The organism is Frankia sp. AgPm24, from assembly GCF_023243055.1.
Lineage (GTDB): Bacteria > Actinomycetota > Actinomycetes > Frankiales > Frankiaceae > Frankia > Frankia umida.
Genome location: NZ_JALKFW010000005.1, coordinates 1 through 16,714, shown reverse-complemented (window position 1 = coordinate 16,714; position 16,714 = coordinate 1). Strand labels below are relative to the sequence as shown.

16 protein-coding genes are annotated in these 16,714 nt (G+C 70.8%); 11 read left to right on the top strand and 5 right to left on the bottom strand.

The features are described from left to right. The coding region (locus MXD61_RS03420) for a 5-formyltetrahydrofolate cyclo-ligase (protein ID WP_308222671.1) at nt 1–511 on the bottom strand (511 nt) is incomplete at its 3' end. Between the two features lie 341 nt (nt 512–852). Here MXD61_RS03420 and galU point away from each other — a divergent pair. From galU to glpR, 5 genes are all read left to right on the top strand, one after another. Next, nucleotides 853–1,782, top strand: coding sequence for a UTP--glucose-1-phosphate uridylyltransferase GalU (galU, locus tag MXD61_RS03415; RefSeq protein ID WP_248811404.1), 930 nt, complete (start codon nt 853–855; stop codon nt 1,780–1,782). 176 nt (nt 1,783–1,958) lie between these two features. Further along, nucleotides 1,959–3,245 (top strand): gephyrin-like molybdotransferase Glp, encoded by a 1,287-nt coding sequence (glp, locus tag MXD61_RS03410; RefSeq protein ID WP_248811403.1) that lies wholly within the window; start codon nt 1,959–1,961, stop codon nt 3,243–3,245. After that, nucleotides 3,242–4,336, top strand: coding sequence for a bifunctional molybdenum cofactor biosynthesis protein MoaC/MoaB (moaCB, locus tag MXD61_RS03405; protein WP_248811402.1), 1,095 nt, complete (start codon nt 3,242–3,244; stop codon nt 4,334–4,336). The genes glp and moaCB overlap by 4 nt, the downstream gene beginning before the upstream one ends. Before the next feature lie 13 nt (nt 4,337–4,349). After that, complete coding sequence (locus MXD61_RS03400) at nt 4,350–4,982, top strand: GNAT family N-acetyltransferase (RefSeq protein WP_248811526.1); 633 nt, start codon at nt 4,350–4,352, stop codon at nt 4,980–4,982. Nucleotides 4,983–5,551: 569 nt separating this feature from the next. Beyond that, nucleotides 5,552–7,072, top strand: coding sequence for a gephyrin-like molybdotransferase receptor GlpR (gene glpR, locus MXD61_RS03395; RefSeq protein WP_248811401.1), 1,521 nt, complete (start codon nt 5,552–5,554; stop codon nt 7,070–7,072). A 73-nt stretch (nt 7,073–7,145) separates the two neighbouring features. Here glpR and MXD61_RS03390 read toward each other — a convergent pair whose 3' ends face one another. Next, nucleotides 7,146–7,883 carry a cyclase family protein gene (locus MXD61_RS03390; RefSeq protein ID WP_374628415.1) on the bottom strand — a complete coding sequence of 246 codons (738 nt, stop codon included), beginning with the start codon at nt 7,881–7,883 and terminating at the stop codon, nt 7,146–7,148. Nucleotides 7,884–8,041: 158 nt separating this feature from the next. Here MXD61_RS03390 and MXD61_RS03385 point away from each other — a divergent pair, with 158 nt between their 5' ends. Together MXD61_RS03385 and MXD61_RS03380 are read left to right on the top strand one after the other, a co-directional pair. Continuing rightward, nucleotides 8,042–9,586 (top strand): MFS transporter, encoded by a 1,545-nt coding sequence (locus MXD61_RS03385; protein WP_248811399.1) that lies wholly within the window; start codon nt 8,042–8,044, stop codon nt 9,584–9,586. A 203-nt stretch (nt 9,587–9,789) separates the two neighbouring features. After that, nucleotides 9,790–10,284 carry a MarR family winged helix-turn-helix transcriptional regulator gene (locus MXD61_RS03380; RefSeq protein WP_248811525.1) on the top strand — a complete coding sequence of 165 codons (495 nt, stop codon included), beginning with the start codon at nt 9,790–9,792 and terminating at the stop codon, nt 10,282–10,284. 142 nt (nt 10,285–10,426) lie between these two features. Here MXD61_RS03380 and MXD61_RS03375 read toward each other — a convergent pair whose 3' ends face one another. Then, a complete protein-coding gene (locus MXD61_RS03375) occupies nt 10,427–12,244 on the bottom strand; it encodes an Ig-like domain-containing protein (protein ID WP_248811398.1) in 1,818 nt (605 codons plus the stop codon). A gap of 1 nt (nt 12,245) precedes the next feature. Here MXD61_RS03375 and MXD61_RS03370 point away from each other — a divergent pair, with 1 nt between their 5' ends. Then, nucleotides 12,246–12,494, top strand: coding sequence for a hypothetical protein (locus MXD61_RS03370; RefSeq protein ID WP_248811397.1), 249 nt, complete (start codon nt 12,246–12,248; stop codon nt 12,492–12,494). A gap of 207 nt (nt 12,495–12,701) precedes the next feature. On the opposite strand, the gene MXD61_RS03365 is transcribed toward MXD61_RS03370, so the two are convergent. Further along, nucleotides 12,702–13,814, bottom strand: a complete 1,113-nt coding sequence (locus tag MXD61_RS03365; protein WP_163548914.1) for a hypothetical protein — start codon at nt 13,812–13,814, stop codon at nt 12,702–12,704. Nucleotides 13,815–14,451: 637 nt separating this feature from the next. On the opposite strand from MXD61_RS03365, the gene MXD61_RS03360 reads away from it, so the two are divergent. After that, complete coding sequence (locus tag MXD61_RS03360) at nt 14,452–15,018, top strand: DUF4365 domain-containing protein (protein WP_248811396.1); 567 nt, start codon at nt 14,452–14,454, stop codon at nt 15,016–15,018. Then, entirely contained in the window at nt 15,015–16,139 is a 1,125-nt protein-coding gene (locus tag MXD61_RS03355) for a hypothetical protein (protein ID WP_248811395.1), read from the top strand. The genes MXD61_RS03360 and MXD61_RS03355 overlap by 4 nt, the downstream gene beginning before the upstream one ends. Nucleotides 16,140–16,161: 22 nt before the next feature. Here the strand turns inward: MXD61_RS03355 and MXD61_RS03350 are convergent, their stop codons facing one another. Continuing rightward, the gene (locus MXD61_RS03350) at nt 16,162–16,368 is read right to left on the bottom strand and encodes a hypothetical protein (protein WP_248811394.1); all 207 of its coding nucleotides are present in this window, start codon (nt 16,366–16,368) and stop codon (nt 16,162–16,164) included. Nucleotides 16,369–16,580: 212 nt separating this feature from the next. On the opposite strand from MXD61_RS03350, the gene MXD61_RS03345 reads away from it, so the two are divergent. Beyond that, nucleotides 16,581–16,714, top strand: a 134-nt coding sequence (locus MXD61_RS03345; protein WP_251079379.1) for a helix-turn-helix domain-containing protein, incomplete at its 3' end; no start/stop codon positions are given.

Genomic DNA, 16,714 nt, shown 5'->3' with positions numbered 1-16,714 from the left:
GGGCGGGGGCGCCCCCCCCCCCGCGCGCCGGGGCGTAGGCCCCGCCGCCGCGGCCGCGCCGCCGGCCGCGGCGGTCGACGGCCAGCGCCGGCACGATCACGACGCCGGCCAGGCCGAGATCACCGACCGGTGCCGCCGACGGCGGTTCCCGGGTGCCCAGCGCGCCTGGGACGAGAGTGCCGAGATAGGTCCGGAAGTCCAGGTCAAGGTCCGTGCGCAGGGTGGGCAGGAGGACCTGGGTGCCGGCGGCCAGCAGCCGGTCCAGCAGGTCACCCAGCTCCGGTTCGCCCGGCAGTCCCACATAGGCGGCCACGCACGTCGCCCGCGCGACCTCGGGCAGCGCCAGGATGCGAGGCGCGAGCCCCCCCGCGTCACCCGCACCCACACCCGCGCCGGTGCCCGCGCCGCCGGCGGTCAGCGCGGCGAGCGCGGTCCGGCGCCGGGCCAGCAGGCGGGCGCGTAGCCGCTGCTTGGCCAGGTCGATGCGAGCGGTGGCCTGTTCGTCCAGCACACGACCAGCCTCTCGCAGTCGGCGATCACAGGCGCGTCTGGCGGGGTGTGCCGGCCCGGTCAGGTCACAGCGTCATCCTGGGCGCGATCCCGAGTGTTTGCCACATCACAGATCGATTCGTCACGGATCCGAGCCGGGCGGCGGTCGTCCGGTGGGCGGGCTCGGGTGCGCTCGGTGGGCCTGGGATGGGGGCACCTGGAGTTCTGGTGCCGGCGGGACATCGGGGTCGGGATGACCGGCCAGGCGGAAACATCCGCCGGACGGATCGGCTGAGCTGTGTATTGCGTATGGAGGGCGGGCGCCGTCATGCCGGTGAACTGCAGCCCGGCTAAGGTCTGTCCATGCCAGTGACGAAGGCGGTAATTCCGGCTGCGGGTCTGGGGACCCGCTTCCTCCCGGCGACGAAGGCGGTGCCCAAGGAGATGCTGCCGGTTGTTGACCGGCCGGCCATCGAATACGTCGTCGAGGAGGCGTCGCGCGTGGGGCTGCGCGACGTCCTGTTGGTCACAAGTCGGAGCAAAAAGGCTGTCGAGGATCATTTCGACCGCGAGACGGAGATCGAGGCCGCGCTGGAGCGCAAGGGCGATGAAGTGCGCCTGCGTCGGGTGCGGGCATCGGCCGAGCTCGCCGAGGTGCACTCGGTGCGTCAGCAGTCGCCACGCGGCCTCGGGCACGCCGTGCTGTGCGCGGCCGCGCACGTGGGCAACGAGCCGTTCGCCGTCCTGCTCGGCGACGATCTCATCGACGAGCGGGACCCGTTGCTGGCGGAGATGCTCGCCGTGCAGGAGCGTTTCGGTGGCAGTGTCATCGCGCTGATGGAGGTCCCACGCGAGCAGGTGTCGATGTACGGGGTCGCGACGGTGCGCCCGATCCCCAGCGGTCCGGATGATCGTTACGGCATCGTGCGGATCGAGGATCTGGTCGAGAAGCCTCCGATCGAGGAGGCGCCGAGCAACCTGGCGATCATCGGCCGTTACGTCCTCGCGCCGGAGATCTTCGACGTGTTGCGGGAGACCCCACCGGGTCGCGGTGGCGAGATCCAGATCACCGACGCGCTGCGCACCCTGGCCCGTCGGGAGCAGGAGGACCCGGGCGCGGCACCCGTGCACGGGGTGGTGTTCACCGGCCGGCGCTACGACACCGGTGACCGGGTCGACTACCTCAAGGCGGTCATCCGGCTGGCGTGTGAGCGGGCCGATCTCGGGCCCGAGCTGTACCCCTGGATCGAGGAGTATGTCGCCGCGGGCGGTCCCAAGAGCGGACTGTCCTGATTGCGGTCATGCATCCACTTGTCATCTTCCCGACAAGGCTGATTGCATTCAGTTGAACCTTGACGGCCCGCTCGCGGGTCGGGAACGCCCCCGGAATCGGCCGGCGCGCGCTCCGTGGGCGCCGGCCGTGGCCGGTCCCACCGGGGATTCCGGTCGCACGGACGGGGGCGGACGCCATGACAACGGTGGACGAACACACAGCGCGCATCCTGGCGGCGGTTGCGCCGACCAGGGCGCGACGCGTCGATCTGGCCCACGCGCACGGTTGCGTGCTCGCCGCGGACGTGCGGGCCACGGTCGCCGTCCCCAGCTTCGACAACTCCGCGATGGACGGCTACGCCGTGCGCGCCGCCGACGTCGCTGACACCAGCGCGCAGACCCCCGTCGTCCTGCCCGTCGAGGCCGACATACCGGCCGGCCCGGGTATCCCGGTGCCGCTGCGTCCCGGCGCCGCCGCCCGGATCATGACGGGCGCGCCGCTGCCGGCCGGGGCGGACGCGGTCGTCCAGCTGGAATGGACCGATGCCGGCCGGGAGGCGGTCGCCGTCCACCAGGCGCCCCGCCGTGGCCTGCACATCCGCCGGGTGGGGGAGGACGTCAAACCGGGGTCGCTCGTCCTGTCCGCCGGCACGGTCCTCGGCTCGGCGCAGATCGGCCTGCTCGCGGCCGTGAACGTGGCCCGTCCACCGGTGTGTCCGCGGCCGCGGGTGGCGGTGCTGTCCACCGGCAGTGAACTCGTCGAGGTCGGCTCGCCGCCGCGGCCCGGGCAGATCGTCGACTCCAACAGCCACGCGATCGCCGCCGCGGTCCGCGAGTGCGGCGGGCTCGTGCGCCGGCTCGTCGGCGTGTCGGACGACGCGGGCGCCTTCATCAGGTCCTTCTACGAGGTGCTCGCCGAGGTCGACGCGGTGGTGACCACCGGTGGGGTCAGCGTCGGCGCGTACGACGTGGTCAAGGAGGTGCTGACCGGCGCCGGCAGCATGCGGTTCGACCATGTCGCGATGCAGCCCGGCCGGCCCCAGGGGTTCGGGCTGATCGAGGGCGTTCCGGTGTTCACCCTGCCCGGCAACCCGGTGAGCGCCCTGGTGTCGTTCGACCTGTTCGTCCGCCCGGCACTGGCCCGGCTGCGCGGTCTGCCCGCGACCGGCCTGCCGACCCTCGAAGTCACCGTGGGCACGGCGCTGCGTTCGTCCCCCGGGCGGCGCTCCTACATCCGGGTACGCCTGGACGGGCCTGGCCCGGACGGGCGGTACGGCCCCCGCCCGGTGGCCCATCCGGTCGCGGCCCAGGGCTCGCATCAGCTCACCTCGCTCGCCGCCGCGCAGGCTCTGCTGGTCGTGCCCGAGGAGGTCACCGAGGTCCCGGTCGGGTCCCGGCTCACCGCGTTGTTGCTTGGCGCGGATTCGGGGTCCATCCTCTCCGGCATGGGCTGGACGGATGCGGACGTGACGGACGACCGATGACGGGTTCCGGTCTCACACATGTCGACGAGCGCGGCAGCGCCCGGATGGTCGACGTCGCGGCGAAGGACGTCACCGTCCGTACGGCCGCGGCGACCGGCCTGCTGCTCGTCTCCGCCGAGGTGATCACCCTGCTGCGCGGCCCCGGGGTCGCCAAGGGGGACGCGCTGGGCACCGCCCGGATCGCCGGGATCATGGCGGCCAAGCGCACCCCGGACCTCGTCCCGCTGTGCCATCCGATCGCGCTGTCCGGGGTGACAGTGGAGCTCACCGTGCACGACGACGCCGTGGAGATCGTCGCGACCGTGCGCACCGCCGACCGGACCGGGGTGGAGATGGAGGCGCTGACCGCCGTCACCGTCGCCGCGCTGACCCTGCACGACATGGTCAAGGCGGTCGACCCCGGCGCGCAGCTCTCCGAGGTGCGGGTGCTGTCGAAGTCGGGCGGTCGCACCGGTGACTGGCAGGCCGCCGCGCCCCGCCACCGCGGCGCCGCCCCGCACCCACACCCCGACGGTGCCCCGAGCCCCCCCCTCGGCGCCGCTGGGCACCGGGCCGGGGCGGCGTCGACGAGTCGGCTGCCGGCGGGCGCCCGGGCGCGGGTCGTGACCGTGTCCGACCGGGCCCATCGCGGCGTCTACCAGGACCGGTCGGGGCCGCTGCTGGCCGACGGGCTGGTCGCGTTCGGCTTCCAGGTCGACCCGCCCACGGTGGTGCCCGACGAACGGGTCGACATCGAGGCCGCGCTGCGTGCGGCGATCGCCGACGGCGTCGAACTGGTCGTCACCACCGGTGGCACCGGCCTTGGTGCCCGGGACGTCACCCCCGAGGCGACCGCGACCGTGCTGGATCGCCCGGTTCCCGGCCTCGCCGAGGCGCTGCGTGCCGCCGGCCGCGACACGGTGCCCGCGGCGGTGCTGTCGCGCGGCCTGGTCGGTACGGCGGGCGACACCCTGGTGGTGAATCTCCCCGGTTCCACCGGTGGCGTCCGCGACGGCCTGGCCGTGCTCGCCGACGTCGTCGTCCACGCCGTCGCGCAACTCGGCGGTCAGGACGACCATCCGCGCCGGTACGGCGCCGAACCGGCCGGTTGAGAGGCGAGCGGTGGTGCGGGCACCGGGGTGGCCGGCGGTCCTGACCGAGGGACCGGTCGTCGTGCGGCCGTTGCGGCTGCGGGACGCGTCGAGCTGGGTGGAGGTCCGGCTGCGCAACGCCGACTGGCTGGCACCGTGGGAGGCGGCTCCGCCGGGCCTGATGATGGTCCGTGAGACCTGGGACCAGCGGCAGACCGTCGCCGTCTACCGGCAGATGTGGCACCGTCTGCGCCAGCAGGCCCGGGTCGGCGTGGCGTTGCCGTTCGCGGTGGTGGTCTCGGGCCGTCTGGTGGGCCAGGTGACCGTCGCACCGGTCCTGCGGGGCGCTTTCAACAGTGCGCAGATCGGCTACTGGGTGGACAGCCAGCACGCCGGGCGCGGTATCACCCCGACCGCCATCGCGCTGATCGTCGATCACTGTTTCGGACCCGTCGGGCTGCATCGCGTCGAGGCGAACGTGCGTCCGGAGAACGCCGCGAGCCGACGGGTTCTCGCGAAGCTCGGCTTCCGCGAGGAGGGCCTGCACCGGCGCTATCTCGCCATCGACGGTCACTACCGCGACCATCTCGGATTCGCGTTGACCACCGAGGACGTGCCCGAGGGTCTGGTCTGCCGTTGGCGGGAGAGCCACCTGCGCCAGCAGTAGCCGCGTCCGCCCGACCGCTGATCGCTGATCGCTGATCTCCGGTCGCTGCCGCGATCGCGCGATGATCCCCCGTCTGTGGGGATCCGCGTCGTTCTGGTCAAGGGGACCTTCTACCCCATCCTGGGGTAGCTGGACGGTGGACGGGGACCCACATCCGGGTAAGCCGGCGTGGGTGACGAGTTCCACTTCCGGCATCGCGTGGGTGTCGGCAACCGGACCAGGGTCGCGCGCGGTCACCGGCTGGTGTCCTCGCACGCACTCCCGAGTGGATTCCCAGTGCCCGTCGGCGGCCTCGTGCTTTACGGGAGTGCTTCCACATGTTTCGTTCTGATCTTCCCTGGGGCATCTGGTGTGATACACGATGGTGCCACGATGCGCACACACTGCATTGCGTATGCGACACGCGGGGTTCGGGTCGGTGACCACGTGGATTTCGCTCACTAGCGTTCAACCACGAAAACGCAATCCGCTGGTGTCGAGATGAGGCTCCACATGGTCAGCACCGCCGCTCCCGCTGCGTCCGTCGCATCCGGCACGGTCCGCACGGCCGGCCTGGCGGTGATGGTCCGGTGAGCGCGTTGATCTGGGTCGCGATCGTCGCGGTCTGGGGCTTCGTGCTGATACCCATGTGGCTGCGCCGGCACGACACGCTCTCCGAACAGCGTTCCTCGGAGCGGTTCACCGGGGCGATGCGGGTGCTCTCCCGTCGCCCGTCCTCGCCGCACGACCTGACCGACGACGACCTGATCGACCTGGCCAGCGACGACCTGGTCAGCGACGACCTGGCCGGTGACGGGTCGGCCAGCGATGGCCTCTCCGCCGGAGACGATCTCGCAGTCGCGGACGACGAGCTGGCCCACGGCGGCCGAGACGTCCACCAGAGCCCGAACCCGCAGCGCCTCGACGTGGTGAAAGGAGCGGCCATGCCTCACGCCGACTCGACCGGCCCGCGCGCCGCCCGTCCCCTGGCCGCCCGCTCCACGACCCAGCCCCGTTCGACCACCCAGCCCCGTTCGACCACCCAGCCCCGTTCGGCGACCCAGTCCCGTGCGGCGACCCAGCCCCGTTCGACCACCCAGTCCAGGGTCGCAGCCCAGACGCAGCTCGCCGCTGACCGGCGGATCAGCGCGGAGCGGGCCGCTCTCATGCGTACGCGTCGTCAGCGGCTGGCGGTGCTGGCCGTGCTGGTGCCGGTGACGGCGCTGCTCGCCGCGGTCCTCGGCGGCCTGTGGATTGGTCTGCAGCTGCTGGTCGACGTCGGCCTCGCGGCCTACGTCGTGCATCTGCGCCGCACGACGCGCCTGGAGCGTCGACTCGAGATCACCCGGGAGGCGATCGAGCGGCGCATCGAGGCCGAACGGATCGCCCGTGTCCGTCGACGCCCGGTCGGCGCCAGCTTCGCCTACCACGAGCGCACCGGCGACGAGGCGGACGAGGCCGACGAGCTCACCGAGGAGGAACTCGCCCACGCCCAGGCCGAGACCATCGACCTCGGCGCGCTGATGGGCGGGGTCCGCGGCGTCGGGGACGCCTCGTCCGGCCACGGCCACAACTACAGCCACGATCACGAGTACGACCAGTACGCCGACGGCGACACCGACTGGGCCGACGAGTCCGTTCCGGCCGGCTTCGGTCAGGTCGAATACGCGCGGTCACCGAGCGCACAGTCCGCTCACGACGAGTCGCCGTACGAGGAGTCGGACTACCCGGAGTCGGCCTACGCGCGGGACGCCCAGGTGCGGGCCGCGCGCGGCCAGGGCGCGGAGGAGCCGGTCGGGTACGGCCAGGGCTGGTCCGGGCAGCCGGTCGAGGTCGAGCTCGAGGTGGGTGTCGAGGTCGCGGTGGACCTGGACGAGGCCGACGCGGTCGCCGTCCGCGCGGCATCGCGGCCGATCGGTCGGGCGGGTTCGCGACCCACGACCTCCCGTCCCGGTCGGGGCCAGCTCAACCCGCAGGGCACCCACGGCGGGCTCTTCCCCGCGACCGCCGACGCGCCCCCCGCGACCGGCGCCCACGGCCAGAGCGCCGACCCGGACGACCTGCCGTCCGACTACGAGCCGCTGCTGCACCGCCACGCGGTAGGTAGCTGACACGCGGTAGGCGGCTGACACGCGCGTCGCACCTCCCGGGTTCACCCGGGGGGTGACAGGCCGGCCCTCGGTGTCAGGGGGTTTCGCGCGCCCGGGTGGGGTCGCGTCGAGGTGCGCCGAGCCGGGCGACGGCGCGCACGGGGGCGCCGTCCGTCCCGGCCAGTGGCAGCGGGAACAGGAACATCTCGATCGGGCGGCCCAGCCGGGCAGCCGTCACCAGCCGGTCCAGCCCGGTGAGGTTCTCGACGATCACCGCGCCGGCCCCGCACAGGACCCGGTGCGCGGCCAGCCCGTCCGAGGATGCCGCCAGCCCGTCCGAGGAAGCGGCCAGCCCGTCCGAGGAGGGGGATGGGTCGATGCTGGCGGCGTCGATACCGATGGTGCGGATGCCGGCGTCGACGAGGGCCTGGGCGGTGGCGGCGGCCAGGTAGGGATGGTCGAGGTAGCTGGGGTGCCCGAAGCGGGTCGACCAGCCGGTGACGATCAGGACGATGTCCCCGGGGCGCAGGTCGGCGGGCAGGATCGACGGCGGCAGGGGCGTCCGAGGGGCGAGGCCGCGGGCGTCGACGGGTAGGGCGGGGCCGGTGAAGCGCTCCAGCGGGATCTGGTCCAGGCGGGGCAGGGCGTCGTCGATGTGCCAGGGGGCGTCCACGTGGGTGCCGGTCTGTGAGCCCAGGTGCAGTCGCTGCACGTTGGCGCCGTCCGTGGCCACCCGCAGCGCGGGTACCACCGTGACCGGCGGATCGCCAGGGTAGACCGGCATGCCGTCGACGATCGGCACCGACAGGTCGATCAGCTCACCGTTACTCAGGGCGAACCTCCAGCTGAGGATGGGCGCAGCGGCGGTGACGTCAGGAGTGACATCGGACACCAGGAGTGACGTAGGCGACGGGGGAGACCTGGACAACAGAACCTTGGTGGGGGAGATGCATGTATGTAGCATGCATGTAGGCCGACGAAGGGAAGAACATGTCTCCAGGCGTACGGATCTCCAAGGTTCCACCGGCGGTGTCGGTGGCGGCTCTGTGCCTCGGCGGGATGACCGCCGCGCTCTCCCAGACGCTCGTCATCCCCATCCAGTCCGACCTGCCTGACCTGCTCGGCACCTCGGCGTCCAGCGCCGCCTGGGTGGTGACGGTGACGCTGCTGGCCGCCGCGGTCGCCATGGTGGTCGCGGGGCGCCTGGCGGACCTGTTCGGCAAGCAGCGGGTGCTGGTGGCCAGCGCCGCGACGCTCGTCGTCGGCTCGCTGGTGTGCGCCATGTCCAGCTCGATTCTGCCGATGCTGACCGGTCGGGCGTTGCAGGGGCTGGGGATGGGCTTCATCCCGGTCGGTATCTCGCTGATCAGGGAGATCACGCCGCCGAAGATGGCGGCGACGTCGCTGGCCGCGATGAGCGCCACGCTCGGTGTCGGTGGTGCCATCGGTCTGCCGCTGGCCGCCTGGATCGTCAACAGCCTCAACTGGCACGCCCTGTTCTGGGTGTCGGCCGGGATCGCGGGGCTGGTGCTGCTGGCCAGCGTGTTCGCGGTGCCGCACGTGCGGGACTCGCACGGCGGGAGCATGGACATCGGCGGCGCGCTGGGGCTCGCCGCGGGTCTGGTCGCCTTCCTGGTCGGTATCTCCAAGGGCAACGACTGGGGCTGGGCATCCGTGAACACCCTGGGCGCGATCATCGGCGGGGTGGTCATCCTGGTCGCCTGGGGCGCCTACGAGCTGCGCCAGGCCGAGCCGCTGGTCGACCTGCGGGCGACCGCGAAGCGGCCGGTGCTGATGACCAACATCGCGGCCGTCGCCGTCGGGTTCGGCATGATGGCGCAGTCCATCGTCGTCCCGCAGCTGCTGCAGCTGCCGAAGGCCACCGGTTTCGGGCTCGGCCAGTCGGTGCTCGCCGCCGGTCTGTGGATGGCGCCCGGTGGGCTGATGATGCTGCTGTTCGCCCCGGTGTCCAGCAAGCTGATCGCCACCCTCGGCGCCCGGATCACCCTGATGACCGGCGCGACCGTGCTGGCGTTCGGCTACGTCATCGCCGCCCTGTGGATGGACGCGTCCTGGCAGCTGCTGCTGGTCTCCTGCGTGGCGTCCGCCGGTGTCGGCATCGGCTACGCCGCGATGCCCACCCTCATCATGGACGCGACGCCGCCGGCGGAGGCCGGTGCCGCGGTGGGCCTGAACGCGCTGAGCCGCTCGGTCGGCGCGACCCTCGCCGCCGCCCTGATGGGCACCCTGCTCGCCAGCAACACGATCACTCTGGGCAACACCCAGGTGCCCGACCAGGACGCGTTCCGGCTCTGCTTCATCGTCGGTGCCGTCGCCGCCCTGCTGGGTGCGGGCCTGGCCACCTTCATCAGTGCCCGTCGCCCGGCCCGCTCCACCGACATCGTCTCCGGCGGCTCCCCGCAGAACGGCATCGGCGGTCCGGCGGCCGTCTCCCTGGTCGACCCGCAGGACGCCCCGTTCGCCCCGGCGGCCCGGACGCCCGACGACACACCCACCGTCACCACCAAGGTGTGAGACCCCGCCCGGCCGGTCCGGGCGACGAAACAGATCGGGCACGCCTCGGAGCGGTTCATCGGCCGCCAGCTCCGGGGCGTGTCCGACGGACGACCCACCCTCGTGGTGGCCGTCCGTGGCAGGATTTCGGTCCCGCGGGCTGGCGGTGGAGATGGGCCCGTCGTGGCCCCCCGGGACCTGGTTTGGACGAGGTGAGATCGGTGATGGAGCAGCTGGACGGGAAACCGGTGGGTAGCGAGCCGGACGAGGACGATTTGTTGCGGGCCATCGCCCGTGAGGTGCTGCGGCTGAGCCGCCGACGGATCATGACGCCGGAGGGCTCGACCCTGGACCGGTCGATGTTCCGCATCCTGTGGGCCCTGGCCGAGTCGGGTCCGTGCACGATGGCGAACCTCGAATGCACGCTGCATCTGGAGCAGTCGACGGTGAGCCGTCAGGTGAAGAACGCGATCGGTCGCGGCCTGGTCGAATCGCACATGCCGCCCGGCTCGCGGCGCCGGGTGTTCCAGGCGACCAGCGAAGGCGCGCGCATCTACCAGCAGGAGGCCGCCTTACAGTCGGACGTCTTCAAGAAGGCGCTCGCCGAGTTCGGCCCGTCCCGCTTCCACGCCTTCACCTCCGAACTGACCGCGCTCAACGACGCGCTCGACCACGCGGCCAACGCCGCGGACCCCGCCACCTCCCACGACTTCCGGTAGGGGAAGCCGCGGAAGATGGCGGGACGTGGTCAGCCGGCGTTCGCGGCGCTGACCACACGCACCGAACTGGCTGCCGGCACCGAACTGGCTGCCGGCACCGAACTGGCCGCCGGCACCGAACTGGCTGCCGGCACCGGGCGGGCTATGCGCACTGGCCGGAGCGTGGGCCGTTCGCGGTGTTGCCGCTCTGGCGCAGCGATGGCGTGTTGCCGCTGCAGCTCAGTGGTCCGCCGACCCGGTTGGCGGTGAAGGCGGGGGTGGCTTCGGCGGCGGTGAGCCCGCTGCCGCCGTTGCCGGTGATCTGGGCCGGGCCGTTGATGGTGTTCCCGGAGACTTCCAGGCCGGCGGTGTTCTGGTTGACGCTGAGCGGGCCGGAGAGGCTGTTGCCCGCGCAGGGCTGGTGGTCCGAGCCGAGCATGACGTAGCCGGTCGCGCCGGTCACCGAGACCGGTCCGTTGACGGTCGCCTGGCACAGGGTGAGGGCGCTGGGGCGGCTGGCGGACAGCGGTCCGCTGATCTGCCCGCCGGTGACGGCGAGGGCGCCGCCGGGCTGGATGCTGATCGGTCCGGACTGGCGGCCGCCGGCGGCCAGGCACAGCGCCTGGTTCGCCGCCACGGTCAGTGGGCCGCTGCGGGTGGTGGACAGGCAGGGCTGGCTGAAGCCGACGGTGACGGTGGTCGGCGCCGTGGTGGCGCTGGCCCGCATGGTCGGTCCGCCGCTGTAGGAGGCGGTGAACTGGTGGGCACCGGGCTGGAGTTTCGCGGTGCCGAAGCTCGCGGTGCCGCCGGTCAGGGCCACGGTGGCAAGCGGTGTCCCGCCGTCGGCGAAGATCACCGATCCGGTCGGGGTGCCGACGCCGGTGGCGCCCGGTGTCACTGTCGCGGTGAGCTGGACGGGCCGTCCGAACAGCGGTGCGGTGGTGTCGGCCGCCAGCGAGGTCGTCGTGTTGTGCGTGAAGTCGGCGCACAGCGCGTAGATGAGGACGGGCTGGTCCGTGGTACCGCCGCCACCGCCTGAGGCGATCACCGCGCTCCACGAGGTGGGATCGGTGGTTCCGTTGAGCGCCGGCTCGCCCGCCGCGTCACTGGGGTAGCTGCCCCGAAGATGGGCTCCGGTGGAGTAGCCCAGCGCCCCGCCGAGCAGGTCCTGGCCACCGCCGAGCAGATGCCGACCGGTCGGGCAGGTCGCGGTCGGGATGACGTAGCTGCTGCCCTCCTGCGGCCCCAGGCCGTCCTTGCGGACCACGGCGATGTTCATGTCACCCGGGTCGGCGCAGACGGCGAACGCGTAGGTCCGCACCGCGGGATCGGCGTGCCCGTTGATCACCCCGCGGGCCGTCCAGTACCGGGGGTTGGCCGCGCCGTCCGGCAGCGGGTTGCCCTGGGCGTCGCTGGGGAAGCTACCCACCGCCTTCAGGCTGGCGGACGGCGGTGGCACCGTGTGCCCACCACCGCCGACGGCGATGGTGCCGGTCGGGCAGGCCGCCGTGACCAGCGCGGTGCCGACCTGGGTCGGAGCCGCGACGGACGCGACCGAGACCACTCGGTGATCGAGTGCGGTGCCCTCGGCGCACACCGCGAAGCTGGTGATCTTGTCGCCTTCCTCGGACTGCCCGCCGAAGTTACCGACCGCCGCCCAGAAGACGGGATCCCGCGTGCCGTCCAGGCTCACGGTGCCACTCGCGTCGCTGGGGAAGGTGCCCTTGGCGCGCAGCCCGTTGATCGGCGGAGCGGGGTCGGTGGCGTCCACCTTGCTGCCCCACATACCCCCGCTGACCAGCACACTTCCCGCCGGGCAGGTGCTCACCGCGGTGGCGAAGGCCGACGGCGCGTTCGTCACGGGTGTGTCGGTGCTGGTCACGTGGATGACCGGCTCCCGCGCCTCGCCGGCACCCGCCGCCGGCGGCCCGGCGGCGAGGCTCGGCGCCGCCGCCCCGAGGGTCAGCGACGCGGCCGCCATCGTGACGACCAGGCCGCCCCACGTCGCCCGCCGTACCCCCGCCGGCAGCCACCGTGGCGTCCTCGACGTCGACGGGTCGCTTCCCGTCCCTGCCCGGCTCGTTCTCGTCTTCGTACTCATGCTCGACTTCGACTTCGACCTCGACCTCGATCCGGCCGTGTCGTCGGCCAGATCCCCGTTGTGCATCTCGCCATTCCCCCGCAGTCATCCGGCTGGACCCGGGCACGGCGTTGTGCCGTGCCCGGGGTGAAGCCCACCCAGGGGACCGTGAGATCACAACGGTAAGTGCACGGACCGTCATGGCCGACCGCCTGTTTGGGCGGAAGCAAAGCTACCTTGCGAGTTCCGCATCTGCCATGGTTTTTGGCGCAGATTACCGTATCTGCGGATGGGTGTCCGGGGTTGGTCGCAGGGTGATAGCCTCCCGAGGCTCTCGGCTCAGGTGCCGGTCAGGCGCTCAGTTGCCGGCCAGGCACAGGGCCCAGACGTGCGATCGGGTGTCCGAGGTGGAGCCCATCCCGCCGGTGTGTGTGGTCGAGGTCCAGTTCGCCGGCGAAGTGGTCAGCGCACTGCCGCTCCCGTCACTCGGGTAGCTGCCGTTCAGGTGATCGCCCGGTGAGCCTGGTGCGTTGAAGTCCGAGGTGGTGATGTCGCCGCCGGTGATGGCGGCACCCCCACTGATCAGCGTCCCGTCGCCTTCCCCGCAACCGGTGGTGGTCTTCTGTGGAGCGCTGACGGTGGTGGGGCCACTCGATTCTCCGTAGCGCACCGTGACGGTGACGCCGCTGACGTTGATGCCGCTCCCGCTGCAGATCGCGTAGGCGTACGTGGTGTTGGAGGCGCCTGTCATCCCGCCGTTCAGCGCCCCCGCGGCCCACGAGTCCGGATTGGTGTCACCGTCATCGGCGGCGATCAGGCCGTTGTCGTGGGTGCCCGCACCGGTGCCATCGGCGTAGGTGGGGTAGCTGGCGATCGGCTTGAGACTGCCCGCGTTACCCGGCGTCGTGCGTGCCCCGCCACCCAGGAGACGGGTGCCCTCGGGACACGTCGCGAGTGCGAGTGCCGTGCCGTTCATGGAGGTGGGAGCGGCCACGCTGTTCATCACGATCTGCGTGCCCGTGATCGTCCCACCCGGGTCGAGGCACATGGCGTAGGGCGTCGAGCCGAACGCCGCGTCGAAACCACCTCCCGACCCACCGGTGGCACCGATGCCACGAGCCTGCGTCGTGTTGGTGGCGACGACGCCGGGCGAATAGCTGTTGGCGGCGACGTACTCGGCGGTGCCGTCGAAGGGGACGATTCCCTTGACGTGCAGGTTGCTCTGGGCACTGCCGGTACCGACAGTCTGGAGAATGCCAACCCCGGAGACCACGTCGTTGGTGTCACCGCCGGTCCGACAGTTGGCGTTGCTCGCGCTTTCCGAGTTGGCGGTGGACGGCCCGGAGGTGGCGCCGGGCGAACGGACCGTGAGGGTCGTCGACGCGTAGGCGGTACCCGGTAGGGCCACCGCGAGGGCCGCGCCCAGAATGGCTACCGTGAGCACGGGAGAACGCAGGGATTTTTTCGCCATCGCCTTCTTCCTTCTCGTGACCGAGTGCGCCACCCTGTCCGGTATCGGACCCGCGTCACGGCAGCACGAAAGAACCCACCGTGCGGCAAGCCGATTTTAGGGCTGGTTCCGGGGCACGCTGATGTCGGGCTTCAGCACTGCCCGTTGGCCAGGTCAGGATGGCGCGCCCAGGCGGTCAGCACTGTGACGCAAAGGAGCATCAGGGAACCAGGGAAGCGCGCCGGACCGGGCGGCTCCTGGGAGTCGTACCGAGGACCCGATCATCCCCGCGCCAACCGTCGTACATGGCGCGCTCGGAATGAACAAGGCAACATCCTCGGCGAACGGAACATACACCGAGGAACGCTGTGCGCGCGCCTCTTTCGTGCTCTTCGTCAAGCACCTGCGGCCACTCGTGCGGCCTGACCTGCGGCTCGTCTCGCGTGACGGTTCCGGCCGCGGCGCTGTGTCCGCGTTCGAGGGCGCGCCAAGCTTCGGCGGACGTCACGCGGGTCCACCCAGGCGGCGGCGATCAGCACCACACCGGCGGCACCCAGGACGATCGCGGGGCCGGTGGTACGGCAGGGCTCGTGGCGTCCGATCACCTCTTGCCACGTATGGTGGTGATCTGCCGGCGTTGGGTGGCCGAGGGGGTTGCGTGGCGGGGGAGCGTGCCGCTCCGAATCAGTGGCCAGCTATGTGGACACCGTCGGGCATCCCCTACGGGTCGCTCCATGCTTCGGAGTGCAAGCAGGCGTTCAGCCTCGCCTTCACCCACGCGATCGCGGCTGCGGCGCGGTGCACGATCTCCGATCTGAGATCCGACGTCGAGACGATCGACTACACCGTGCGACAGGTCGCCCACCACCGTCGCTACAGCTCGTCGGTGGTGGATGTGCAGATGAAGTGCACATCGCAGGACGTTCTCCGGGAAGATGGTGTGCACTGGGAACTGTCAGGTGCCCACTACAACAAGCTACAGGACCCGAGGACCTATAACCGAAAAATACTTGTTGTCCTTGTTGTTCCTGGAGATCCCGTCGACTGGCTGGCAACCGAGAAGGATCGCATGATCCTCAATGGCTCGGCCTTCTGGACCTGCATCGAAGGCAGCGGTCCGACCTCGGGATCCACCAAAACGGTGGTACTGCCCCGGAAAAATGTCTACAATGTAGAGCAGCTTCTGGGAATTCTTTATCGGATAGGGAGCGGAGGGAAGCCGTGAGCGTCGACTCGACGACCATCGAAGACCTTCCTTCGCTTGACGTGGATCCAGGCGAAATTGAATCCTTCTTGCTGGTCAACGGGTGGCAGCGGGTCGCGCACAGTCCCGGTGTGAGCGCCATCTGGGAAAACGCCGCGCTGGATTCAAGCGTGATGGTCCCTTATGATTCAGAATATCGGGATTTCGGGCTGCGGGTCAGGGATGCGCTTCGGACGATATCCCTGGTGCACGGCATCGAACACACCGCGCTGCCGCTTCAAATTCTGAGCGCGCGAAGCGACATCGTCCTCCTGCGGGCGGACCAGCTCACCCCAGGTGATTCGATTCCGCTGAGTGAGGCAAAGGTCCTGGTGGACGGGATCTCGCGCATGATGCTGGTCGCCGCGTGCAGCGCGATCAGGCCAAGGCCGGCGCATCCGGGTAGAAGACCCGGAGCCGCGACGGATTTCGTGGCCAACGATCTCCGGCTCGGCCACACGATTCGAGGTAGTTTCGTGCTACCTGTGTTTGTTCGTCATGAAGGCGCTGTGGAAAATTCCAGCACTGATCCTGCTTCTGGTCCGGTTGTTTTCTCGCGCCGAGTCGTCGAGACCCTCGCCAGCGGTCTGGAAGCAACGCGGGAACTTCTGGATCCGCAGGGCAGCATCACGCTCGACGACGCAGTGGAGCGAGGTGCCAGCGCGGAGATGGTGGAGGCGGTCGGCGCGATGGGCGGACAGGAAGGGGTCCGTGCGCTGGAACTCCGGTTTGTCCTTTCGGGATCCATACCCGCCGGTTCGGATATGCCGAGTCGTATCGAAGTTCCGCGGCCCCAGGTCGACCAGGTGGAGAAAATTGTCGGCCTTCTCAGAAGAAGGCCGACCGAAGCTCAGGGTCGAGTCGTCGGCCAGGTGGTCCGTCTGGAGCGGGCGGGCAATGACGACGGCGGCACGGCGGTGATTGACGGATACCTGGGAAGATCCCGACGTCGGGTCAGAGTGAACCTTTCGGGCGACTCCTACCGGCTGGCGATCCGTGCCCACGAGGAGCGAGCCCCGGTGGTGGCCACCGGAGAGGTCTCGCTCGTCGGCCGCTCCTGGTATCTCACCGGTGACACGGACATCCAGGTCCGCACGGTCTAGCCTTCTGGTGGTTTCCCCGGTCTTATTCGGGTGTTTCTGGCTGGTCGATGCCGCCCTGGGCGCTGGGCCTGCGTCCGGCGAAGTCGAGTAGGCCGACCCAGGTCGGCCGCAGCGCGATGCGGGCCTGGACCGTGCCGGGGGCGTCGACCTGGCTGAGCATGCCGGCGGCCGCCTGCGGCCCGAGGTAGCGGTGCGCCGCCGCGACGTACTCGGGTGCGAGGCCGTCCACCTCGGTGATCTCGACCTGGCCGCGCAGGCTGAGCGACTCGGGTGGGAAGCCCTCGGTGTCGATGGTGACGGCGGCGCCCGGCCGGTGCCGCAGCGCGGCCAGCCGCTTCGCGGGATGGCTGATGGCGGGACCGTCGACGTAGGTGACCGGGAAACGTAGCGCGCAGGCCCCGTCCTTCAGGGCGGGGTCAGCGCGTCAACTCGACTGCCAGAATGACCGGGGAATCGTGTATTCTGCCAGGTGTGGGAAGTCGGGTGGTGAAGCGGGCATACCGCTACCGTTTCTACCCGACCCCGGAACAGGCCGAACAGCTCGCGAAAACGTTCGGTTGTGTCCGCTACGTGTA